Genomic DNA, 22,503 nt, shown 5'->3' with positions numbered 1-22,503 from the left:
GCGAAACGCCGCGCCATCCTGCCGCTGGATGACAATGCCGTTCTCACCACTCGGGCCTTCAATGGTGATGTCGGTGGTGATCTGGAAGGCGGTGCGGCCTGCTTCTCCGGGATCGAGACCGGTGTCGAATTGATTGATGAAGATCGTGGCATCGCCGGCCGCGACCAAAGCGGGGTCGAACTGGATCGTGACGGGGTTGTTGTCCAGCTCCGCGAGTTCAATCGCTTCACGGAGCGTGAAATTTCCAGCGGAGAAATCACCGTCGCTCACATCGCCCAAAGCATCGACCACGATCGGCGGCGGCGGCGGATTGATCGTGACGACGAAATCGCCATTTGTGTAACTCGCAACGGCGGATCGTTCACCCGCCTCGACGTCGCCATCGGCGAAGAAGTCGCCGGTGAGGATGCCATTTTCCGGGGCATTGGCGAACTCGCCCGTGATCGAATTGGCGGTCAGAAAGTGATAAGCGTCATTAAGATTCGTTTCCGCATCGCCGCCCGGCTCGAAATCGACGGTGAAGACAACATTGGGATCAATCGTGACGTCGACACTGACAAAGACTCGATCGTGGGTGCCGCCAGCGCCGGGAGTGGTCCCGACTGCTTGCTGATCATCAATTTCCACGAGGAAGGTGGAATCGGACTCGAAAGTCAGATCACCATTAACAATCAGTGTACCGAGGCTGTTGCCGGCCGTGAGTGTGCCACCCGCTGCGATCACGGTATCACCAATGACGATTCCGTCCCCGGAAACGACGCCATCGCGGAATGTCGTCGTGCCCGAGCTACTGCCGATTCCGCCGAGAATAATCGTATTGCCGTCGGCAGTCACATCGCCCGTGTCGGCAAAAACCCCGACTCCGCTGTCAATCCGGACCGTGTTGCCGCTCAGCGTGATGTTACCGGCACCGCTTTGGATGAAATCCCGAACAACGAGATCGCCGCTGCCGTCGTCGCCACCGGTCGGCGAAGCCGCGCTATCGGCTTCCAGTAAGACGGAACCCCCATTGGTGACGATTGACGCGTCGACAAAGATGTTATTGCCCGCCTGAGCGCTGATCCCCACGCCCGCGGCCGTGATGTTGATCGCTTGATTAAAGAAGATGTTGTTGGTCGCCTGCAGCGTTACGTTGGCGACAGCCGAGTTGATGAGACCAACGTCAACTGTTGATGTCCCACCATTCGGATTCTCAAAGAACAAGTTCGGGTCAAGACCGCCAACGAAATTTCCAACCGTGATGTTCTCGGGATCGAGCAGAAGATCCCCCGTTTGCCCATTCACCGCACCAAGGTCGGCGGTCCCGAAGTAACCCAGTCGCCCTTTGCCGGAGACTTCGGCAAAGCCACCATCGCCCGACGCACTTCCACCCCGAGCCGAAATGTGACCGGCGTAGTAGGTAGTGCCATCGGCCCAGACGACAATCTTGCCGCCGTCGCCATTCAGGATTGCATCAGCGGTGAGTTCGGCTCCCGCTTCAATCAGGGTCGTCTCGGCATTGCGGACGTCGGCGTTGGCCCCTTGGTAATCGCCGCCGACCAGAATGGTGCCGCCACCAAGCAGTCCGTCCGCGTTGATAGAAGCATCGGCTTTTAATTCGACGTGAGAGCCGAGCAGGTGGACCTCGCCGCCGGTCCCGCTAGTCGACGACGCATCGACGGAGCCGTCGATCGTTAAGGTTGACCCGGCTTCGAGGAAGATCGCCCCTTCCCGGCTCTCGATCTGGGAGTTCTTGAGGATGGTCATGTCGCCCGTCGCGGCCACGTCGAGCGTTCCGCCGTCGGAGATCAGACCTCCATCGATCAAGACATCCCCGCTCGACGCATATAGGTCGCCACTTTCGAGGGTCGTCGACCCGCGAAATTCGACCGCGTCATTCGCGTCACCGGAGATTGAGACATCGGTGCCGGGGCTGTTCAGGCTGTCGATCGTGACATCGGTCCCGTCGGGACTCCCGCCGGTGGTGTCGATCGCGAGTTCATCGGCGATGCGGGTCAGTTCGAGCTGCAGGTCTCCGGTCGAGACGAGGGTCGAGCCGGACCCGTTAGTGCCGACGCTGAGCGAGCTGAGCCGTGAACCGTCGATCGTCTGCGATTTCGCGTCGGTGCTGTCGATCACCGCCTCGACGTCGTCGTAAGTCACAGCCGCATCGATGTCGGCTGACTCGACATTGATGACCGAAGCGTCGTCCGCCAGTGAGTGAGAAACGCTTTCGACGTCGGAAGCTCTCACCTCCAGTATGTCCTGGCCTTCGTTGCCGTCGAAGCTGATCTCCCCGTCGAAGGGCCCGTCACCGAGGTCGACCGTCAACGTGTCGGCATCGCCGGAGCCGATCACGTCGATTGAGGTAATGCCGTCGGCGTCGCCTTCGAAAATCTGATTGCCGTTCAGATAGACGTGCAGGTCATCCCCCGCGCGCGAGACTTCGAACGAATCGGCGAAGCCGTCATCCATACCGCTGCCTGCGGTCACGGTCATGCCGCCGACGTCGTCGACGGAGACGCTCCCGTCGGTCGTCGCACCGTCGCCGGAGTCGGAGAGCACGGGGAGGACGGCCGACGCATTGAGCATGCGTCGGGGCTCGAGTCGCTTCACCCGCAACTTGGCCGTCGCGAAACGTCCACGTGGGGTTTCTCGGCGACGGCGTGTTGCGACCAAAGACTGCAGCCAGGAGACAAGAAGCATCATCAAAGCCTTTGGCGGAAGGCGCGGTAGGGCAGCAAGTTCGGCGGATTGCGGGAATCCCTCAGTTCGGCAGCGGGGGATTCCCGGAACGCCATTATCTGCGCACGCGGAAATGACTGTCAATTCGCCGTTTGCGTCGATTCTTGAATCAAACCAAAGTCGTTTGACCCAACGCACCCAAATCGGGCCGTTTAAGACGAAAACGCGGGCATTCGCGGTCAGTCAACATATTCCGAACAGGACGATTCGACGGAAGCGTAGCCGCCCGGCCACGCGATAAAGACAAGGAGTGCCCGTCGACACACCAAATCGTGCTCAACCGACCAACTGTCCAACAACGCCGGCCCGACGATGAACGAGCTCATGACCGACTGCCGACGCAACAGCGGGCGAGCCGTCATCGGTGCCTGCCTCACCCTCTCGTTCGCAGCGGCTGCGATCGGGGCCGAGTCCGATACCGTGCTCTCGCAGCGGGCCAGCGAAATTTCGCTGTTCGGAGAAGCCCTGATCATGCCGGTTCCGGCGTGGATCGGCGGCCGCAGAGCCGTTCTGCCTACTCCCGAAGGCGTTTCAACTCGTGCAATGGAGCAAGTCGCCACGGCGAAGAAGGCTGATTTTTCGCCCGATTCAAAAGACGATCGGTGGTACAGCTTCAACGGGTCGACGACTTCGTCGCATGGTGTGGTGATTCAACAGGTTCAGGCGGAATTGCCCGCCCCGACGCCCGGCGAAGCCGCGGATGAAGCGCTGCCGACCCCCCGTTCGGGCGATGAGCCGTTGACCCCGTCTCGTCCAAATCTGGACGGGGACGATTTGGACATGCGGCCCGATATCGCCGATGCCATCTACGCACGACGATGCGAGTTCGGCGAAGCAGAACTCGCAACGCTATTAAAGCCGACGACCCAATTGACGGCGACACTAGGTACAACAGACATGGCGGTCCCCTGTGACCCCGCGGCCGATCTGTTCGACCAGTGGGGAGATCGTTATGTCATCGCCCAACCCTGGGCAAACGTTACGCCGGAACCGATGGAGTTCTGTTTCCATCATCAGCCGCTTTGGTTCGAAGACGCGAATTTGGAACGCTGCGGACGGACGATCGGCTGCCTTCAGCCGGCACTCTCGGGCGCCTACTTCTTCGCCAACACCACGACCATTCCATATCGATTCGCAGCCGAATGTCCGAAGGACCTCGTCTGTGCGAAGCAGTTCTGCGGTCCCTGCCAGAAGTACAGCATCGCCGACAACTACCTGCCGCCGCCCAGCGTCAAAGGCGCGGTCGCGCAGGCCTTGGCTGTCACGGGGCTGTTCTTCGTCATTCCGTAGTGCGGGCAGACTCGTCGAAGAACACGCACAACCAGACCGTCGGTTCGTCCGGCGATGTGCGCTCGACACGATGCCGCCGCCCGGCGGGCAGAAGCAGGTGATCGCCCGGCTGAAGTGTCAGCGGCTGCGGCTCGCCTTCCAACCGCAGTGTTGCCGACCCCGCCAGTAGTACGACCCATTCCGCCTGCGGTTGGTCGTACCAAAAGTTCTCCGGGCTCGCCTGCCCCGTCGAGACGATGCGTTCAATCCTCACGCGTTCTCCCTCCGCGAGAACGTCTGTGAGTTCCTCCGGCAGATCGTGTGGCAGATCGTCGAATAGATTGCGCATGAATGATCCCGCGGCCTCGAACAGCGCCGCCAACTTTAGCGGACCGAATCATACGCGAAAGTCGAACGCCACCCGAACGCGATCATGGGCCTACGTGTCGGCATCTCGTCACGTTCTCAATTCGTTGCGAATCACTATGAATAAGGAAGGCGGTGCGCCGTGAGAAACCAATTCGAAGCCGAATCCGAAGACTGCTTTCGGGGCCGCTCGTATCGAGATCATGAGCAAACGCCGACGCGGTTATCCGTCTGAGGCCCGCGTGAAACGGGGCGTCCGCGTCGTCCACGGCGAGAAATTGCTGGAAGAAAAGCTCGGCCGCAACGACCTATGTCCGTGCGGATCGGGCCAGCGATTCAAGAGGTGCTGCCTCACCAAAGGCCGTTTTTGACGGCGTCAATCGCGACCACTACTTTTAGGGACGACTGATTGGAGGGCGCCCGGTTTCTGAGGGCATTTTGAACGAGAAGCACCGGTCTGGATCGAAGTCTCGTCGCCCCGCTCAGGGGGAAGCAGCCCTCGATCGACCGCCCTGATTTTCCCTATTTCTCTATTTTACGCATTTTTTGCTTTTGACTTATTTTTCGGTTTCGGTTTACTGGTCCGACGTACGGCAACAACCCCGTCGGCATCCCCAGCCGGCCCGAAACAATGGAGGTCAGAAGCGATGAATGTTTCCACTTTGAGCCGGTCGATGCTCTTCGCCGGATTCACGTTTGCCCTGTGTGCCGCGTCGGCACTCGCCCAGCCGCCGGCGTACGAAGCGCCGTCGCAACCGCTGGCCGCGGATACGTCTGCAGAGCCGTCTTACACTGGCGGAATCAACCCATTCACTCCGCCGGACGGCATGGCAACGCCGATCGACTCACTGCTGTGCCGGACCGGGCAGGGAGCGGTGAAGTGCTTCGTGTTTTCGCCGCGGAACTGCTTCGATCTGGCAGCGGCCTGCTATCGTCGCGGTCTGTATCAAGACGCAATCGCGCTCCTCGACCGGGCCCTGCAATACGGTCCGAACGCGGGTTATTTCTACCTGCGGGGCATGGCCGAGATGCAAATCGGAGAGTGCGATGCGGCAGGGGAAAGCGCCCAGGGCGTGGCTCAGTCACTGCGGGCCGGGAATATCGGCGGTCTGGACCGAATCGGTGAACGGTTCAACGGACCGGTCGCGATTCAAATGCGGGCTCTGATCGAACTTTCGGCTAAGTAGTGAAGCCCATCGAGGCGAATGGCGGCAAGCGCTGCCGATCACGGCTGCAATAAGGCTCACTTCGATTGTGCGAACCAATCGTGAGCGATCCGGTCGAGGCCACGGCGCGACCGGGTCGCTTCGATGTGGCCGATCGGCAATTCAATCAGCTTCGTCCGCCACAACGCGCTTAATTCAAGGACGCGATCGGTCGGAACGAAGCGATCATAGGTCGCCGCGACGAGGGTGATGTCGGAACCGGCGATCAAAGGCTTCGAGTCGAGCAGCGAAATCGGAGCGGCGAGCGGTCTCATTTCGGCTATTTCAGCCGGCTCAAGCCGTAGGCTTTCCTTCGCCGCTTTCACGATCACCCCACCCTCGGTTAACAGCCCGAGCATGTCGACGGGCGGGGTGATCGCCAGGGCCGACTTCAGCGACGATTCCAACGTCGCAACGGTCAATACGACCCATCCGCCGAAACTGATACCGGCCAGCGAAACCTCACGTCCGGATGCGATCGTCGCCCGAACGACCGTCCAGACGTCCCGAACCGCTTGCCGGAAGACACCGAAGGTATGATCGACGTCACCACCGACCAGTAATTGCCCCGGTCGATAACCGTCCGGTGTTCGCCGGTGGTTGAAAGGGAGGTCGACCGCGACCAGTTCGGTGTCACGCTTGAGCGAATGACGGGCGAAAACCTCTTGCGGTCGCTCATCGCGCTGCACGAGCCCGTCGACCATCACGACGGCGCGCCGGGTACGGGCTTCCCCAAGAGGCCGCCAACGCCGCCCGATGATCTCATTATTCTCCGGAAACGAACTCGTCATCGAACTACGACAGCGAATTTCGTCGACGGCGAATTCATCGGTCCGCCGAATTTCGTGACACATCAAATTCAGCGGCCGACTGTTCGGCAGACTGCCGAAGAACTGCGACCGATCTCCGCTGAGCAAAGCCGGGTATTGTTCGGTGTAAGCACCGCTTACGGGCGGCAGGTTGCGGTATCGCAGCACGCGTTTCAGCAGCAGCCAACCGACCAGTTCGTCGATAACGTTCGATCGAAGGCGTTGAAACATTAAATTTCTCGGTCGGCCATCGCCACGCACATCGAGCGTCAGGCGGCCCGACGATCGGATGGGGGCACTGATGCTTGTCGTTCTAATTCGCGAAGTCGTTTGCGGACCAAACGACGGTCACGCTTGCTCAAACCTTTCAGCAACTGCTGTTCCGGGAGGTCGAGCCGAAGCGTCTTGCCGTCAATTTCCATTGTGGGCGGAGCTTGCTCAACAGGCTCTGGGGCGGGAGCAGCGGAAGACACGGCTTTGCGGCGTTCTGGTTTTATCTTCTTCCTGGCAGCCCTCGGTGCCTTTAACGATCCGGTCTCAGTGTTCATCTCAGTCTGAGTGGTCGTGGCTTGCTGCTCCGGCGAGTCGTTTCCGACGACTTTGAACGCTTCCTCGCCATCCGCCACTTCGGCGGGCGTTTGTGATTTTGACTGGGTCGGGTCTGTCGGGGGCTGTTGCAACTGAGCCGTACCCGTCGGATCGAGTTTCGCCTCGTTCTTCTTCCGGGCGGGACGCCGCTTTGCGGCCAGCGGTTCGACCGAGACATACACCACGTAGCGGGCATGCCAAATGGCGATCAAGAAAGTGAATCCGCTCCCAACGAGCATTGCCGACATCGTGAGCGTTGTTGCACTGACATCGGCGAGCACATCGATCGCGCATCCGACCGCCGCCGTGCCCGAAGCCAGCGCAAGACCGAGACACAGAATTCCGGTCGCGCGACTTCCGCGACTGTCGCGATAGAGCGACCACAGTAGTTCGGAGCCGATGACGAGCGACAATCCCGCCGGGACCAGTCGGGCTGCCGCTTCTCCCCACACGTCGACAAGCACACTCAAGAGCGCCTGATCGAGCCCGCAGGCGAACACGATTCCCGTCGCAAAAGCACAACCGGCTGCTCTCAACCAGGTGACGAATCGCCCGTCGAAGTCGGTCAAACTCAAGCTGCGGGCCCAGCCGACGATGGCGAGGAACATCGACGCGGCCAGCATCTCGATCGCGAACAATCCCCGCAATGCGGAACCGGATTGCGCGTCGAACAGCAGTCTCGCGACTTCGGAAGCATCCGCTCGCGCCTGTGCCATCTTCAAGCTGAGTAGCACCGTGACCGCGAGAATGGCGACGCCGAGCAAAGCGTGCATCCAGATCGGCCGCGGAACGACGAATTGCAACGGGAGTTCCGTCGGCAACTGACGTTGGGGCAGCGGACGCCGGGTGCCTGCCGGCACGGACGAGCGCTGTACTTCCTGCTCCGGCACTTCGGGAACTGCGTTCGATCCGTCCTCGGAGGCGAGCCTGCGCCTGCGTCGTTCGTCGAGCCGACCGGCTCCCGCGAATCCATTCGCCATAGTTTTTCAATTGCCGTTCGAATGAGACGCCCCGGAATCCCGTGGGGCTATCAGGAAAATCGGCGCCCCAATCGACTGAGCAGTCGTGGGCAGCCCGTGGCCTGACCGACCCTCACATCCGATCTGATCTCTACCGCAACCGGCAGCAAACGCCATTTCGGCAGCATTACAGGCCTGTCTCGATATGCCATAGTGGCATCTCTCGAAAGCCTCCTTTAGGCCAGCCTGAGAAAGCCGCCTTCCCAATAGCCATTGTGCCAGCATTTTAAGGTCCAATTGGGTGGACTGCCACAATTAAAAACAAGAAAGCCTGTTTGGCATGCCTGTTTCATAAAGAGAATCTCATCATGTTCGGCCGGTCGCACACCAAGTCTCCGGCCACCCAACCGAGAATTTTTCAATTCGGACCTTATCGTCTGAAAGGAGCAGGAAAGATGGCTACGACTGTGACACGTTGGAATCCCTGGCAGGAACTCGAAGCATTTCGCCGCGAGGTGGACGGACTCTTCCGCAGCGGCGAAACCGGTCGTCGGTCGGGCGGCCCGGCATGGAATGTCTATCGGAGCGAGGAAGGTGTCGTGCTGACCTCGGAACTGCCGGGCTACGACCCCGATGCCTTCGAGGTCGAATCGAAGCGGGACGCCCTCACGATCCGCGGTCGGCGTGTCGAACCGACCGGCGATGATGACCGGTTCCTGCGTCGGGAACGCCGCGATCGCGAGTTCGAGCAAACGCTCAAACTCCCGTTCGTTCCCGACACGGAAAAGACGGAAGCCGAGTACCGACACGGTATTTTGACTCTCAAACTGTGGCGTTCGCCGGCCGAACAGCCACGCAAAATAGCCGTGAAGACCGTCTGAGCGATCGGAGCGGTCGAACATCATTTACTTCACAAAACAAACGACTCTTGTCGTAGGAGGACTTTCATGAACGGTTGCGAAACTTTGATCAAACCCGAAGCGGAAAATGCGACGACCGAGAAATCGAGCCACAATCGGCCGACATTTCGTCCGTCCGCCGACATCCGGGAACTGGACCGAGCCTACGAGCTCGTCGTCGACGTCCCGGGTGCGACCGAGGAGAGCATCGAGCTGACGCTGAAGGCCGATCAACTCACCGTGGAAGCGAAGGTGGCCGATCAGGCATTCGACGGCTATCAACTCGTCGCGAACGGCTATCCGGTCGGTGATTATCGCCGCACATTCCGCGTCGGCGATGGCATCAATCGGGACGGCATCGACGCCAGCGTCAAAGACGGCGTCCTTCGCGTCACCGTGCCGAAGGCCGAAGAAGCCCTGAGCCAGAAGATCGCTGTCAAAAGAGTCGACTGACTCCAGGCAAGCGATTAATCAGATGAGGCAACGAGCAAGGCCCGCGCATCAGCGCGGGCCTTTTTATTTTCACTCTGCCGGCCAACCCGGCCATGCAGAACACAGACGGCACGGGAGCGATCGACCGCGTGAGGAAGATCGATCGGCGAGAGCCGACCGATTGACGTTCCTCGAGCGTGCCTACCTAGAGCACGCCCCCGTGGACGCGGTAGGGCGTCGAGATATCGGGCAGGTCGAGGAACCACATCCGCTCCCAGATCTCCGTGCAGTGACGGAGGTTTTCCGACACAAAGATCAATTCTTGCGTCCGGCGATCCCGGAGCGTCGAGTAGATCGGGACGATGCAACCGACCTCGCAGAGGCTGGCGGCCAAGAGCATGGCGAACATAAGTTTCCGCATCGATCCCCTCCGTGGGCAACGGCCCGTCGGCAAATCCCTGCCGATCAGGTGCAAACAGATGATTCCCACCGGACGACCGCCTGAACAGGTAGCCGTCGCACCGAGTATTTCTTCGTGCTTAGCGGCGGAACGTCTCGCGTTAAGAGCGATACGATCCGCACATGGGGTATTTTCGACACGACCGGACCGTTGGCGTGAGACCGAATCTGGAAATTTGGGAAGGGTTTGCCGATTCTCTGCTCAATTCAGTCGGATCCCGAGCGGGAATGCTGATCAGAGGAACATCAAGAGTCGGGGTCGGAGTCAAGCGGAAGCCGCCCTAAAGAACGTCCAACGACTCTAATTGTCGCCATCCCGAGCGAAGGAAGGCTGCTGCATCGGGCTGATCGGCGTCGACGGTTTTTCAGGGACGTCGCGAGGTGGCTCGTAAGATGGCGGCATCCCAGACGGGCGATTGAGCGGCGGTTGATGACCGGACGAACCGTATTGATTCCCTGACTCAGGCCGCGGACGTTCGGCTTCGGGACGTGATTGGGGTGGCTCAGCCCCTTTTTGCGCCGCTTCCCGCTCTCGCCGGGCGTCTTCCTCTTCAAGCAGGAGGACCTTCTCTTCCATCTCTTTGCCGGGCTTGAAGGTCACGACGTATTTCGCCGAAACGTCCACACGCTCGCCCGTCCGCGGATTACGTGCCCGCCGGGCGGCCCGCTTCTTGACTTCGAACACCCCGAAGTTGCGCAGCTCGATACGCCCTTCCGTCACGAGCGTTTCAACGATCGCGTCGAACGTGCGCTGCACGATTTCCTTCGTCTTGAGCTGCGTGAGCCCCATGTCGTCGGAAATCGACTTGACGATTTCTTTCTTGGTCACGGATCGCACTCCGGCGCTCGGTCGTAGTCGTCGAAAATTGGAACTCCATCCCTGCTAAGACTTTAAGCGCACGCGTGACTTAACGTCAAGTCAATTCAGGCTTTTCGGCGTGCCGCCTGATCGATCAACCTCGCGGCAGTTGCGGCAAATCCCGCTACAGCGGGCTCTCGGCGAGTTGCTGCTCGATCTGTTCGAGCGGAACAAAGTCGCCCTGACCGATCCCCGGACAGCCGCGTGCCGTCTCCTCCCACGCGCTGCGATCGGCGAGGTTCGACTTCCACATCGGCCACGTGCGGCACTGGGCGGGACGGGCATCGTAAACAGTACATCGCCGGGTCTTCGCATCGAAGAACGTACAGTCTCCATTCGCGAATTCACGCAAGGAGAGCTTCATCCGAAGGGGTCGGGTGTGGAACAACCGGACCTCTCCGGCAGGCTTCCCTAACACCTCGGCGATTCGTTCAATCTCTTCATCAGTGACCCAGACCGCCCCCGGCGAACCGGTGCAGCAATTACCGCACTGCGTGCAGCGAAATTTCACGCCATCGGCATACCAAGGGGCATCTGATGAGTCGCTCATTGAGTTGGCCCCTTCGGCGTTCCTGTCGCCCATGGTTTCCCAAACGAATTGCCTCAAACCCCGCGGGCCGGTTGGGCCGCCTCGGCGATTTGGCGACCACTCGCCTTCTCGGCATCAGCCGCATTGAGCGCCTTCAGGTACGCCTTCATGCCCGCCTCAATGATGTCGGTACTCACGCCCTTGCCGTGATAGTCACGACCGAGCGCCGCCAGCCTGACGTTTACTTCGCCCAAGGCATCCTTACCGCGACTCACACTGCGGACCTCGAAGCTATCGAGCCGAGCTTCGATTCCGATGATTCGCTCCAGCGTGTTGAAAACCGCGTCGATCGGGCCGTCGCCGGTGGCTGCATCACAGTGAATTTCACCATCGGCGTCTTTGAGCTCGATCGTCGCCGTCGGAATGCTGCCCGAGCCGGCCGACGTGTGGAAGCTCACGACTTGCCATCGCTCTTCAACGACGCCGATGCGATCCTCGATCAGTGCCACGATGTCGGAGTCGTAGACTTCCTTCTTCTTATCCGCGAGCGTGATGAAGTCGGCAAAGACCTGCTCGAAGGCGCCCGGATCCAACGAGTGCCCCAATGCGGCGACGCGATCACGAAATGCGTGGCGACCGCTGTGCTTGCCGAGGACGAGGTTCGTGCCGACATAGCCGACGTCTTCGGCCCGCATGATCTCGTACGTGCTGCGCTCCTGCAGGATGCCGTGCTGGTGAATGCCGGCTTCGTGGGCGAAGGCATTGCGGCCCACGATCGCCTTGTTCCGCTGCACCGACTGACCCGTGACCGTGCAGACGAGGCGACTGATGCTGCACAGCTTCGGCGTATCGATATTGGTCCGCACGCCGTAGTGATCGAAGCGTGTGCGGATCGCCATCACGATCTCTTCAAGCGCCGCGTTGCCGGCCCGCTCGCCGATTCCGTTGACCGTGCATTCGATCTGCCGGGCACCCGCCTCGACCGCGGCGAGGCTGTTGGCCACCGCGAGACCCAGGTCGTTGTGGCAGTGAGTGCTGATGATTGCGCGTTCGATATTCGGCACCCGCTGCCGCAGCGTTTCGATCACCTGCCGATATTGAGCCGGGGTCGCGTAGCCGACGGTGTCCGGGATATTAACGGTCGTCGCTCCCGCGTCGATCGCCTTCTCGACGACTTCGCACAGGAAGTCGAGTTCCGTTCGCGCGGCGTCTTCGGGCGAAAATTCAATGTCCTCGCAGCTTTCCTTCGCGCGCTGCACACCTTCGACAGCTCGCCGGACGATCTCGTCCTTATCCATTTTGAGTTTGAACTCGCGATGGATCGCGCTGGTCGCAAGAAAGACGTGAATCCGCTTCAGCTCCGCATCGCGCACCGCCTCGGCCGCGCGATCGATGTCTTCGGGTCGGCAGCGGGCGAGGCCGCAGATCGTCGTCTGATCGCCAAACTTCTGAGCAATCTTCTGCACCGCTTCGAAATCGCCCGGCGACGCGATTGGAAAACCGGCTTCGATCACGTCAACGCCGAGGTCGACGAGCGCCTTGGCGACTTCGAGCTTCTCAGCCGTATTCATGCTGCAGCCCGGGGACTGCTCGCCGTCCCGCAGGGTCGTGTCAAAAATACGGACGACGTCGGAACCGGCCGGCTCCCCGGCCACATTGTCTTCAGCGGAGTTTGATTCGGCAGTAGATTCGGCAGACATTGCTGATCTCCCAGCGACGGATGATTCGCCGCAACTTTAGTCTCAGGAAGGTTCCGCGCCCACGATCAGCAGCCCCGAGGGAATCGGTTTCGGGGCGGGCGCAAACAAAAACCCTGAAACCGATCGAGGGTCTCAGGGTTGATTGCAGTGCTCGTCTTAATAAACGATCCGCGCCCGAGGCCACCTCAGAGGAGGAGGCCTAGTAGTCGGTTAAAACTGTTTGGCGGCTCATTCATGGTCATCACACTATCGGAGCAGACACAGCGGGTCAACGGTCGGTTCGCTGACAGCTGTCGATTGCGCAGTGCCCGGGTCAATGAGGGATTCTGGCCCGTTCAATCCGTATCTTGAATACTGGCCAATAATTGCTCTTTCGCAGGCACGATACTCGGATCGTGAATGTCGGCCAAAACGGCAATCGCTTGTGTCTCTTTTCCCTGCTTGCGGAGCGACTTGGCCAACGTCAGTCGCCAGGCATCAGCCGCATTCCGCCCCGCCAGCAGTTTCAATATTTCGCCGATCGCGCCCTCCATTTTCTCTGGCTGGTCACCGGCCCCATACCCGACGACCGCCATCCGCAGCATATGGTAGCGGGAGTCGTATTGGTCGATCATCGGATGAGCAGCGTCCAAATGCGGCACAATGAAGGCATCGGCGATCGCGGCGGCGAGCTTTCCGTCTTTCAGGTCGAAAGCGGCCTTACTGAGGACGCGTGAGGCGAGCTTGAGCCCGCTGCGACGCACTTCAATTTCGTCTTGTGCCAGCAACTGGGTGACGACCGACAAATGCCGGGCGATGAGAAAATACCTCTCCCGGCGATTCTTCGCCCGTCCAAATTCGTCATCGGCGTTCCAGGCGTTCGCGACCTGTCCGAGCGGAATCGCGACCTCGGGCAGCCGGCGGGTCTTCAACTTTTGCCGAAGGTAATCTTCGATTTGCCGTTCGGCTTCGGCGATCTGCTCGGGCGTCAGCGGAACCAACGGTGTGACCGGCGGTGCGGTCGGTTCAGGAAGTGGACCGGCTGAGCGCTTAAAATAATCGACCGGCACGTTTCGTCGATCGATCTTTGGCTCTGCCGGCGCGGAGGCGACTTCGTGCCCCGCTGTCGCCGATTGCGGCACTTCCTTTTGCGCATCGTCGGCAGCCACGGTGGTAGGCAATACGACCGGAAGGCGGGTCGCGTTTGAGACTGTGACCGGTGCGGTCGGCACAATCGCGGAGGTGTCATTCTTTGGCGCAAGAAATTTGATCGCAACAGCCACGGCTAAAGCCGCAAGCACCGCGGCCAATAGTCCTCGCCCCTTCCCATTCGGCTGACGGCTGCTCATTCGTTCTCCTCTCCAGCGTCGCCCTCATCACCTTTCCCCAACTTCTTAACGACCACCCACCCGGTGATTCGCTTCTCCTCGTCAGTCGGCACGATCTCCTTCACCTCGAACCACACCTTGTCGTCCGGCGGATCGAGAATGAAGAACTTGTCGCCGACTTTTACGGTTTGCTCGCGAGCTTTCGGCACGTCCTTAAATCGCTCGTCGAGCAGTTTCCCTCGAAGCAGTCGCAACGTCGCTTGACCCGGCTTCAACTCATTCACATAGAGCTCAATTCCACGAGTCTCCGAAAGATTAATGAAGCCATGCCTTGGCACCGCGTAGTTTCCGGGGGACGCCTCCGCCTCCCCTTCCGCCCTGACTTCAACGGAAAACCGGCTTATCGAATGCACTTTGTAGGTTCGCCCGAAGGCACGAATTAATTCTCCTCGTCGGACGTTAAAGACACTCAATGAGTAGTGATCGTTGTAAGCCCGTTCGAACCAAGGCGTCCGGTTACAATCGTCGAGACGGTATATCCCTCCTCCAAACTCACCATACATCACTCCGTTCTCGTCTAAACCGCCAGCACCTTCACCACGAATGCCACATGCTACGGTTGGAGTTTCTCCCTCAAAAGACTGAGTCCTGCGAAAGTGAAGACGAGCAAACGGCTCGTCGTGTGGCGTCGCTCCAAATCCAGGCTGTGCTAACAACACGTACATACAAGCTATAAATAAGATCAAACTTCCACGGCAGATCATAATAAGACCTTTTGAATGACAGTTACGTTTTGTAACGGCTGTAGGTGTCAAGGAATTTGTCAAGCACGGTGAGTGGGATATAGACGCGTCGATTTGGGCCATGCGGATTCGTCAATACGATGCAAGGCAAATTCCCCTGATCCGTCACCGAAAATCCGTCGAAAACGTACTCATGATTTATCGCAACCTGCGTGTCGCCCGGATCCTCAAACTCAACGCCATTTGAAGCAGCCGTACCGGGTAACGGCAGACTCCCGACCGAGACGGCATAGCCGGCATCAATTTCGGTCCGTCGGCTGACGGCTCATTGATCCTCCTCACCGATGTCTCCTGCAACACCTTTGCCCAACTTCTTCACAATTACCCACCCGGTAATTCGCTTTTCCTCGTCCGTCGGCACGATCTCTTTGACCTCAAACCAAACCTTCTCCTCCGGCGGGTTGAGTATGAAGAACTTGTCGCCGACCTTTACAGTCTGTTCACGATACGATGGCGTGCCCTTATAGCGCTCGTCCAAGAGTTTGCCACGAATGAGGCGAAGCGACGCCTCTTCTTTTTTGAGTTCATTCACCTCCAGCTCAATTCCCCGTCCCTCCGCAAGACCGACGCGACCTTGCCGGGGGATGGCATAGTGACCCGGCGGGAGTTCCTCGCCGTCGGTTACGACTCCCAATTTGATGGTGGGTTCGCTGACCAGTTCAACACGGTAAACCCGACCAAATGCGAGGACATGTTCGCCTTTGTAAAGGTAGTGCAAAGCCAAAGAATAGTGATCTTGGAACGCCTGCTCCATCCATGAGTCATGATTGCAGTCACGGATTACACTTATCGATGCAGCGCAATGTCCATAATATTCCCCGCGATCATCTCGGTACCCGCCACCTGTTCCTTTCAGACCACAGCCGACCGTCGGCGTAATTCCGTCAATTGACCGAGGCGCACGATAAACTAGTTCCGGCAATATCGGCGTTTCCACGTCGTCTGCGACAGCAATCGACTCACGGACTTGCCCTACCGCAGCGACAACGCAAATAACTCGAACTACCCAAGACATCAATTCAACAGTCCTTATTTAGAGTAACGACTATAGGTGTCGACGATTTGGTCTAAACTTGTTAACGGCACATAGACGCGACGATTTGGACCATGTGGATTCGTAAGAATTAAGCACGGAACCATAGCGCTTTGTGTCGTCCCAAATCCATCAACAACATATTCGTGGTTTGAAGCCATTCTTTTATCACCATCGTCTTGAAACTCGACGCCGTTCGCAACTGGATCACCGGGTGACGGCAGACTCCCGACCGAGACGGCATAGCCGGCATCAATCTCGGTCCGGATGGCCGCTCCAATCTGCGCGGCGGTCATATTCTGAAATTGGCCTAAATAGTTTGCGTCGAGGTCAAAATAGAATTTCCAGATTTGTGCCCCGCCTTGACCACCAGCGGCGATCCCGCCGTAGCCGTCGTCTTCCGACTGGGCGTAACCCCACTCAAAGAGTTGCGGCCACACCTCGACGGCACCGAAAAGATCGTAGTCTCCCGTTAACTGAGCTTGACTGGCGCCCCGGTCGAGAAAACTTCCGTTCGTCGTGTATTCATATTTGTAAGCGCCGGTCTGCAGGTTTTTCGGTCGAAGTAACCGCACCGTATAGGTCCCGGTTGCCTGATTGAGTTCCATACACTCCTGCAATTTGTCGGGTCGGTGCCGGGCCGCGAGGATCGCCGCCACGAGGAGATAACAGTCGCTGATCCCACCCTGATCGACATCGTTCTCGTCGATGCCGAGCGGACTGCCATCTTCGAGAGATTGGTCGTTATTTTCGCCACCGAACAGTCCCATTCGCTCCAGGATCCGTCCCTCGATCTCCGCAAGCATTGTCTGATGATCAAAACCCAGATTCGTCGGCACCGGCGCCGTGCCATCGGTAATTAGCTCCGGCGGCGATTGCAACTTCACGAGGAATTGCTCTACCGGTTCATTCTCCCACAGGTCGGGGACCGGGGTCCACACATGCAGATCCGCGCGATCCTGTCCGGCCGGGATCGTCACCGACCATCCATGATAGCCGACGTCGATGTCGCCCGGTTCGCAAGGAGGCAGACTGCCCGACATCCCCTCAAACTTCAGGACGCCGCCGACGTGCAGATCGTTCGTTGACGCCCCCAGCCCGACCCGAACAACGGTCAATTGGATCGTGTCGATCGGACTTTCGACGCCGACAGAGTCGCCCACGAGGCCCACGATTGATTTTGGCGAAATCCGCACCGTGACATCCGCGACGTCGGTTTGTGGCGGGACCGAACCGTCGGGGGTGACGTCGGTCACTTTCAGTTGCATGGAGTAGCTGTCGGTCGAGGGCACCAGGTCGCCCCACGGATTCAGCTTAATCAATGACTTGCTAACCCGTAGCTCTCCGCTGGAGGAGTCCAGTTCAATAAAGTCGTCGTTCGGATTCGGTTGCTGCGCGAAGGAAAAAGTGCGATCTACGGCACGACCGACGTTCTTGACCGACGGCGTCAGGATCGCCTCGCCCATCTGCGCGGTGAGTGGAATTTCTGCATCGTAAGGATCGTCGACGAACTCCGTCGGTTTGAATTTGACCGCATTCCCACCGAAGGCGATCAAGACGACGCCGTCGACATCGGTACTGCCGGTATAAATCTTGTTGCGGTAGGTCAGATCAATTCGATAGGTGTGGCTTGGCTCAAAGGCGTAGGGCGTGCCGCCCCCCAGGACGTGAAATGCGTCGCCGGTGTTGCTGAGAGCCTGCGCCTCATTCGATTTCGCCAGCACTTGGGTCGAACTACCGCCGCTGGTCAAATCGGTCACCCACACGTCGCAGCCGTCGTCACTGAAACAGGCGATGTTCATCGCCTGCGTTCCCGTCACCGAAATGTGCGCCGAAATTCCTGAGACAACTTCCTCGGCGCAACTGCTGTAGCCGAGGGCCGAGCCGCTCGAAGCCCGCTCGGCCTGATAAATGTCACCGGCGACGGTGCGGGCCGACCCCTCGGTCGCCGATTCGCCGAGGAACACGATGAGCGGCTGGTTGAAGCTACCGCTACCGAGCGCGACGACTCCGTGCGTGAGACCACACGCGACAAGTGCAGATCGAATCAACAACGTCATCAGACAATCTCCGACCGGTTGGGACGGAAATGAGATTAGCGAGCCAATCAAAGATCAAATGAACATATTGTGAATATTTGTCACGATTGCCTACGGCGAGCACGCGTCGTCCCACGTATTTCGAAGTCAGGCCGATTGCCGGAAATCGCACTCTTGCGGCGCAAACCGTTCGTGCCAGAAGGTTACGGCGCCAAGCATTCGTCCACGTCAGCCCGGCGTTTCTGGGCGGTGTTGCCGGAACTGGCTGTAGCGGACAGTCCTATTGGTCCGATTATGCAGATGGTGAACGCTCTATGCGTTTCGACGATCGTATCGCCTTTGCAGCGGGCTTATCTGCCGGCTGCTGGTCGAGGCGATCGCGCACCGGGTTCCCGCGCCTTCCACCGACCCGCCGAACGCCCTATGTCGACTCAAGCAGATCAATCGGTCGTGACATCGCGTAAGCCCCGCCGTGGGACTTTGCGTTCTGCGGTGTTCAGCGGGGCTGTCATGCTCTTAGGCATGAGCCTCGCAGCGGCGCAAGGCTTTGAAGGCGGAGGCTATTCGGGTGAGGGCGGCTATCGTCCCCCGAATGTCGAAGGGGGCGCCGGCGGAGGGTTCGGCGGGCAGTACCCTCCGCAATTGCGACCGCCGAACGTCGTGTTCGATCCGATCGAAAGCGAGATGGGAGTCGATCCCGCCTCCGTCGATCGCCCCGTGGCCCTCAGCCACAGTTTCGTCGTGGGCGAGGCGGGGACGGTCAACCTATCCGGCGGCGGAATGCCGCAAACGGGTTCCTCGAACTTCGGCGTCGGCTTTAATGCCCGCCCCGACACCTTCTTCCGCCAGGCCTCCGTCAACTTTAATGCCAACGAAAACCAATTTGTGGCCAACGGAGGCTTTACCGCCAATCTGTTCGAAGCCGAAGGCCTCGCACTCGGGACGCGTCTGCTGTTCGGTACCGTCGTCACCGACAATATCGATAACAAATTCCACTTCACCAACGATCTCTATTACGGACAGCAAATCCCGTCGATCCTCGGTGAGAATTGGTACAAGGTCGGATTCTTCATCGATCAACAGGAAGACCTCGGCAAACTCGGTCCGTCGTTCGGTCTGCTGATGAATGCCGACAGCCGCTTTCCGATCACTGTCGATGCCGCCCTCGGCTTCGGCATCGGCGGCACGCAGTCTGATATCTTCGAACGTACGACGACCTTCACCCGCGTCGCCGATTATGACGCGCAATTAAGGATCGGTACGTTTCTGACTTCAAACTGCCAGGTCGGTTTCAGTACTGACTACGCGCAATGGGACAGCCCGCTGTTCGACGATGATGACGTCGGCTACGGTGCCTTCGCCAACCTGACGTACGGCACATTCACCTGGCAGTTCGACATCACGACGACCGGGGAAGAAGTCCGTGGCTACGCCAATCTCGTGATGGGTTTAGACGGCTTCGTCTTCCGCCGCGGCGATCAGCCGCAAGGGAGTCCGGGAAGCGGATACGGCGTCGACGGCATTGCGTGGGCGACTCGACCAGTTTTGCGTGATACGACGTTGCGAATTCAGCAGTTTTCAGTGACCGCGCCCCTGCCGCAGGCACCTGCCCCGCCGCCGGTTCAAGTTGGTAACATTTCACCGATCAACGCGGTTGCGGTCTTTCCGATCCGAACACCGGGCGACCCCACGGGTGACGCAAACGGCAATGGCGTGATCGACGCGGGTGAGAGCTTCGAACTCGACTTCGGCTTCCGAAACAATACGGCCCAAACGGCCCAGAACGTTTCATTCGGTTTATCAACAGCTACAGTCATCGGACCGGCGACGCAGGTCGGACTCGTCGGAGACGTTATCGGCAACGTGGCCCCGGGACAGACCATTGTCACAGACGATCTCTCCGATGCCGACATTCTAGTTAATGCGACCGCACAACCGGGTGATCAAATATTCTTCCAATATGAAGTCACGGCCGACGGACAAACTCAGGTGTTCCAAGCTGGTCCATTTATTGTGGGACAAATCCGCAACGGCGTACCGGTTGGCGTCGGGTTTGCCGGCGGTCCGCCGCCGCCTCCAATCCAGCTTGATTCACCGCAGCTCTCTTCTGGCTCTGATCCCTGATCGGCGTCACCCATCCTCTCCACGTGTCTGATAAATCGGCAAAAACCGATAATAGACCTCGAGGATTAAGGTGCTCATCACGGTCGAGTAGAGTCGACCCCCGAACCGGCCGTAGGGGCCGGTCGGGTCCCAGGTGCCGGCGTTCGGGCCATCAGTCACCTGGTCGGCAATCAGGACTTCGCGGACGCGATCATTCCAGTCGTCCCAAGGCTGACCGCCGAAGTGGTACATCGCCAGCGTCCCGTAGTACCAGTAATAAAGATCGAGTTCGGAGCGCTTCGGCGACCGCGCCTTCAGATACCCGATGGCCTCGATCGCGGCAGGATTGTCACGACGCAGGCCGAGCATTTGTTTGGCGAACAATGCTTCCGCCGTCATCGCAGCGGTCGGCGGCATCGTGGCGAGGTAGCCCGCCAGACCGTTATTCTTGCCCAAACTTCGATCTCTTAAGAACTTTACCATCCCGCGACGAGTCGAATCGGGGATCGTTACGCCGGCGATCGCGGCGCTCTTGAGTGCCATTAATTGCCAGCCGAACATGCTCATATCGCCGGCCTGCCCGGTGTCGTAGCGCCAACCTCCGTCGGTGTGCTGACGACCGACGATGAACTGCACGGCCCGCTCAACGGCCCGACGCAGTTTCGGATTCTTCGACCGATCAATCTGCATCCCGTATGCTTCGGCCAAGGCGAATGTCGCCATGCCGTGGCAGTACATCATTTCATAGTTCTGAGCGTTCGCGCCGAGATAGCCGTCGCGGCCCTGATTCTTAATAAGCCAGTCCATCGCGCGGCTGACCGTCTCGGCATAATCTCCTTCTTCATGCGTGTACCCCGCCCCGAGGTACGCCAGCACGATCAGGGCCGTCAGACCCGAGTCGGCCGTCTTCCCGGCGTTGCGGCGGTCGATTCCGTTTTCATCAACGCCAATGCGTCCGGCCCCGTAGCGGTCGGCATCCCAGTACCCCTGTTGATTTTGCTCTGCGGAGAACCATTTCAGAGCCCTGTCGACGGCTTTTTCCGACTCTTCGCTCCCGCCGCGACTCTTGGCGATTTCGCCACGCTTCTCCGGATTTCGCAAGCGATACGATTCGGGCAATTCCGGCCGTTCCAGTTCAGAAGCGTCTCGCCCTTTGATTAGTCCGGGAAGGGGCTCGATGTCACTCGGAGCGATGCGAGCGATTTCAACATCGCCCCGTGGTTCCGTCTGCGGATTCACCAGGCGGCTCGGTGACCGTGGCGTGCCCGGAACAGATCGCTCGATTCGGGGCAACGATTCCTGGCGGTCATTCGACGGAGACCGCGAGGCCGGACGGCGTCCCAGGAACGACGGTCGTGCGGGAGCGTCTTTAATTCGCGGGGCGGGTGTGTCGCGGTCGTCGGGATCGGGTAAATCGGCTGAGGGGGCAGGTCCGCGCGCGATCCGGTCCGAGGGAATCGATTCCGTGGGCAACGGCTCGGGAGTCGAATCATCGGGAATTTCATCGACACCACCCAGTTCGGTGGGCGGGTCCGGCGAAAGCGGCGTCGCGGCTTCCGGCGCCGAGCGAGTCACCGGCTCTGCGGAGTCGATCGGCTGCTGCTGTTCGGAGCGATTGGTGTCCCGTCGCACCGTTAATCCCGGAGCGGCCGATTCTTCATCACGGATTTGCTCCTGAGATACATCGGCTTCGGGCAGCTCGGGGCGATCGAGCGTCAGGTTCTCTTCGGCCGCGGCGGCAATACTCGGATCGATCGGCTCATCGATCAGTTCGGACGGGACGTCGGCAACCGGGTCAGCCTCAAGTCGCTCATCAGGGCTGACTTCAAGCTCGGGCTGGTCGATCATCGCCAGTTCGCGATCAATCTGCGGACGTTCGCTGGCCGGAAGAGGCTCGACCTCTGGCGGACGTTCCCAGACGGGCCGGTCACGATCGACCGACCGTTCCGTCGTCTCATCGTCGTTCGAAATACTGACGCCGACGGTGACCTGTTGTTTCGGAATCTCGGCCGCCTGCGGACGCGTCACCAGCGGAGCCGTCGCAAAAAATCCGAGGCCCAGTGCCGCATGGGCCGCAATGGAGATGAATAGCGCTTTCCCGGAGACGTGACGATCTCCCCACCGCGTCAGCAGGAGCGAGACGAACACCGCGACCCCGACGACCGAGCACAGCCCGGCGGTCGCAACAATACCCAACCAGACCGTGGGCCCGGCCGGAAAGCTCTCGGCTAATTGAGACCAATCGAATTGGCCGTAATTGAATTGGCCGTAGATGATCGGCACGGATTCCGTTCTCCATGGAAGCCGGGTCTATCGGGACTCGGAGTCCGGCGGGCGAATTTTCAGTGCGAGCGAAATATTCTCAATGCCCGCCGACTTCGATGCGCCGAGGACGTCGATCACGGACTGATAAGGAACTT

At 59.4% G+C, this 22,503-nt stretch carries 19 protein-coding genes and 1 pseudogene (1 of these 20 cut by a window edge); 6 read left to right on the top strand and 14 right to left on the bottom strand.

The genetic code is table 11. The features are described from left to right. Nucleotides 1–2,571 (bottom strand): beta strand repeat-containing protein (locus Pan189_RS21220; RefSeq protein WP_310821113.1); only part of this gene is annotated, 2,571 nt, incomplete at its 3' end. A gap of 477 nt (nucleotides 2,572–3,048) precedes the next feature. Here Pan189_RS21220 and Pan189_RS05285 point away from each other — a divergent pair. Then, nucleotides 3,049–4,014, top strand: a complete 966-nt coding sequence (locus tag Pan189_RS05285; RefSeq protein WP_310821112.1) for a hypothetical protein — start codon at nucleotides 3,049–3,051, stop codon at nucleotides 4,012–4,014. Here Pan189_RS05285 and Pan189_RS05280 read toward each other — a convergent pair. Next, nucleotides 4,004–4,342 carry a cupin domain-containing protein gene (locus tag Pan189_RS05280; protein ID WP_145362910.1) on the bottom strand — a complete coding sequence of 113 codons (339 nt, stop codon included), beginning with the start codon at nucleotides 4,340–4,342 and terminating at the stop codon, nucleotides 4,004–4,006. The genes Pan189_RS05285 and Pan189_RS05280 overlap by 11 nt on opposite strands. 220 nt (nucleotides 4,343–4,562) lie before the next feature. Between Pan189_RS05280 and Pan189_RS05275 the strand changes: the two genes are divergently transcribed. Both Pan189_RS05275 and Pan189_RS05270 read left to right on the top strand, forming a co-directional pair. Beyond that, on the top strand, nucleotides 4,563–4,730 hold the full coding sequence (locus Pan189_RS05275) for an SEC-C metal-binding domain-containing protein (RefSeq protein ID WP_145362909.1): 168 nt from the start codon (nucleotides 4,563–4,565) through the stop codon (nucleotides 4,728–4,730). A gap of 276 nt (nucleotides 4,731–5,006) precedes the next feature. Further along, nucleotides 5,007–5,546 (top strand): tetratricopeptide repeat protein, encoded by a 540-nt coding sequence (locus Pan189_RS05270; RefSeq protein WP_145362908.1) that lies wholly within the window; start codon nucleotides 5,007–5,009, stop codon nucleotides 5,544–5,546. Nucleotides 5,547–5,602: 56 nt separating this feature from the next. Here Pan189_RS05270 and Pan189_RS05265 read toward each other — a convergent pair whose 3' ends face one another. Together Pan189_RS05265 and Pan189_RS05260 are read right to left on the bottom strand one after the other, a co-directional pair. Then, nucleotides 5,603–6,604: an alpha/beta hydrolase gene (locus Pan189_RS05265; RefSeq protein ID WP_145362907.1), complete on the bottom strand. Its 1,002-nt coding sequence runs from the start codon at nucleotides 6,602–6,604 to the stop codon at nucleotides 5,603–5,605. 38 nt (nucleotides 6,605–6,642) lie between these two features. Beyond that, nucleotides 6,643–7,941 (bottom strand): hypothetical protein, encoded by a 1,299-nt coding sequence (locus Pan189_RS05260; RefSeq protein WP_145362906.1) that lies wholly within the window; start codon nucleotides 7,939–7,941, stop codon nucleotides 6,643–6,645. Nucleotides 7,942–8,375: 434 nt separating this feature from the next. Between Pan189_RS05260 and Pan189_RS05255 the strand changes: the two genes are divergently transcribed. Beyond that, a complete protein-coding gene (locus tag Pan189_RS05255) occupies nucleotides 8,376–8,801 on the top strand; it encodes an Hsp20/alpha crystallin family protein (RefSeq protein ID WP_310821111.1) in 426 nt (141 codons plus the stop codon). Nucleotides 8,802–8,867: 66 nt separating this feature from the next. Beyond that, nucleotides 8,868–9,272 (top strand): Hsp20/alpha crystallin family protein, encoded by a 405-nt coding sequence (locus tag Pan189_RS05250; protein WP_145362904.1) that lies wholly within the window; start codon nucleotides 8,868–8,870, stop codon nucleotides 9,270–9,272. A 184-nt stretch (nucleotides 9,273–9,456) separates the two neighbouring features. On the opposite strand, the gene Pan189_RS05245 is transcribed toward Pan189_RS05250, so the two are convergent. From Pan189_RS05245 to Pan189_RS05210, 8 genes and pseudogenes are all read right to left on the bottom strand, one after another. Further along, nucleotides 9,457–9,672, bottom strand: a complete 216-nt coding sequence (locus Pan189_RS05245) for a hypothetical protein (RefSeq protein WP_145362903.1) — start codon at nucleotides 9,670–9,672, stop codon at nucleotides 9,457–9,459. A 599-nt stretch (nucleotides 9,673–10,271) separates the two neighbouring features. Continuing rightward, nucleotides 10,272–10,539, bottom strand: a pseudogene (locus tag Pan189_RS21630) (HU family DNA-binding protein); the annotation flags it as partial. A 154-nt stretch (nucleotides 10,540–10,693) separates the two neighbouring features. Further along, entirely contained in the window at nucleotides 10,694–11,119 is a 426-nt protein-coding gene (locus Pan189_RS05235; RefSeq protein ID WP_145362902.1) for a YkgJ family cysteine cluster protein, read from the bottom strand. Between the two features lie 53 nt (nucleotides 11,120–11,172). Beyond that, on the bottom strand, nucleotides 11,173–12,798 hold the full coding sequence (locus Pan189_RS05230; RefSeq protein ID WP_145362901.1) for a 2-isopropylmalate synthase: 1,626 nt from the start codon (nucleotides 12,796–12,798) through the stop codon (nucleotides 11,173–11,175). A gap of 335 nt (nucleotides 12,799–13,133) precedes the next feature. Beyond that, entirely contained in the window at nucleotides 13,134–14,126 is a 993-nt protein-coding gene (locus Pan189_RS05225; RefSeq protein ID WP_145362900.1) for a hypothetical protein, read from the bottom strand. Then, nucleotides 14,123–14,668 carry a hypothetical protein gene (locus Pan189_RS05220; RefSeq protein WP_145362899.1) on the bottom strand — a complete coding sequence of 182 codons (546 nt, stop codon included), beginning with the start codon at nucleotides 14,666–14,668 and terminating at the stop codon, nucleotides 14,123–14,125. Before Pan189_RS05220 ends, Pan189_RS05225 begins: the two co-directional genes overlap by 4 nt. A gap of 505 nt (nucleotides 14,669–15,173) precedes the next feature. Beyond that, nucleotides 15,174–15,662: a hypothetical protein gene (locus Pan189_RS05215; RefSeq protein WP_145362898.1), complete on the bottom strand. Its 489-nt coding sequence runs from the start codon at nucleotides 15,660–15,662 to the stop codon at nucleotides 15,174–15,176. Nucleotides 15,663–15,937: 275 nt separating this feature from the next. Next, nucleotides 15,938–18,001 (bottom strand): hypothetical protein, encoded by a 2,064-nt coding sequence (locus Pan189_RS05210; protein WP_145362897.1) that lies wholly within the window; start codon nucleotides 17,999–18,001, stop codon nucleotides 15,938–15,940. A gap of 402 nt (nucleotides 18,002–18,403) precedes the next feature. Between Pan189_RS05210 and Pan189_RS05205 the strand changes: the two genes are divergently transcribed. Further along, on the top strand, nucleotides 18,404–20,104 hold the full coding sequence (locus Pan189_RS05205; RefSeq protein ID WP_145362896.1) for a hypothetical protein: 1,701 nt from the start codon (nucleotides 18,404–18,406) through the stop codon (nucleotides 20,102–20,104). A gap of 6 nt (nucleotides 20,105–20,110) precedes the next feature. Here the strand turns inward: Pan189_RS05205 and Pan189_RS05200 are convergent, their stop codons facing one another. Next, entirely contained in the window at nucleotides 20,111–22,366 is a 2,256-nt protein-coding gene (locus Pan189_RS05200) for a prenyltransferase/squalene oxidase repeat-containing protein (RefSeq protein WP_145362895.1), read from the bottom strand. A 27-nt stretch (nucleotides 22,367–22,393) separates the two neighbouring features. Continuing rightward, nucleotides 22,394–22,503, bottom strand: partial view of an ExbD/TolR family protein gene (locus tag Pan189_RS05195; protein ID WP_145362894.1) — the final stretch only. It continues 319 nt past the right edge of the window; the window shows 110 of its 429 coding nt (coding positions 320–429); its start codon lies beyond the right edge, outside the window; its stop codon occupies nucleotides 22,394–22,396.

It is taken from the genome of Stratiformator vulcanicus (genome assembly GCF_007744515.1).
GTDB lineage: Bacteria > Planctomycetota > Planctomycetia > Planctomycetales > Planctomycetaceae > Stratiformator > Stratiformator vulcanicus.
The sequence above is the reverse complement of the archived record's forward strand: the minus strand, read 5'-3'. Positions and strand labels throughout refer to the sequence as shown.

Excerpts from the sequence above, each read along its gene's own strand:
- Pan189_RS05285 (WP_310821112.1), top strand. The coding sequence starts at position 3,049 with ATGACCGACTGCCGACGCAACAGCGGGCGAGCCGTCATCGGTGCCTGC.
- Pan189_RS05280 (WP_145362910.1), bottom strand. The coding sequence starts at position 4,342 with ATGCGCAATCTATTCGACGATCTGCCACACGATCTGCCGGAGGAACTC.
- Pan189_RS05275 (WP_145362909.1), top strand. The coding sequence starts at position 4,563 with ATGAGCAAACGCCGACGCGGTTATCCGTCTGAGGCCCGCGTGAAACGG.
- Pan189_RS05270 (WP_145362908.1), top strand. The coding sequence starts at position 5,007 with ATGAATGTTTCCACTTTGAGCCGGTCGATGCTCTTCGCCGGATTCACG.
- Pan189_RS05265 (WP_145362907.1), bottom strand. The coding sequence starts at position 6,604 with ATGTTTCAACGCCTTCGATCGAACGTTATCGACGAACTGGTCGGTTGG.
- Pan189_RS05260 (WP_145362906.1), bottom strand. The coding sequence starts at position 7,941 with ATGGCGAATGGATTCGCGGGAGCCGGTCGGCTCGACGAACGACGCAGG.
- Pan189_RS05255 (WP_310821111.1), top strand. The coding sequence starts at position 8,376 with ATGGCTACGACTGTGACACGTTGGAATCCCTGGCAGGAACTCGAAGCA.
- Pan189_RS05250 (WP_145362904.1), top strand. The coding sequence starts at position 8,868 with ATGAACGGTTGCGAAACTTTGATCAAACCCGAAGCGGAAAATGCGACG.
- Pan189_RS05245 (WP_145362903.1), bottom strand. The coding sequence starts at position 9,672 with ATGCGGAAACTTATGTTCGCCATGCTCTTGGCCGCCAGCCTCTGCGAG.
- Pan189_RS05235 (WP_145362902.1), bottom strand. The coding sequence starts at position 11,119 with ATGAGCGACTCATCAGATGCCCCTTGGTATGCCGATGGCGTGAAATTT.
- Pan189_RS05230 (WP_145362901.1), bottom strand. The coding sequence starts at position 12,798 with ATGTCTGCCGAATCTACTGCCGAATCAAACTCCGCTGAAGACAATGTG.
- Pan189_RS05225 (WP_145362900.1), bottom strand. The coding sequence starts at position 14,126 with ATGAGCAGCCGTCAGCCGAATGGGAAGGGGCGAGGACTATTGGCCGCG.
- Pan189_RS05220 (WP_145362899.1), bottom strand. The coding sequence starts at position 14,668 with ATGTATGGTGAGTTTGGAGGAGGGATATACCGTCTCGACGATTGTAAC.
- Pan189_RS05215 (WP_145362898.1), bottom strand. The coding sequence starts at position 15,662 with ATGGAGCAGGCGTTCCAAGATCACTATTCTTTGGCTTTGCACTACCTT.
- Pan189_RS05210 (WP_145362897.1), bottom strand. The coding sequence starts at position 18,001 with ATGACGTTGTTGATTCGATCTGCACTTGTCGCGTGTGGTCTCACGCAC.
- Pan189_RS05205 (WP_145362896.1), top strand. The coding sequence starts at position 18,404 with ATGTCGACTCAAGCAGATCAATCGGTCGTGACATCGCGTAAGCCCCGC.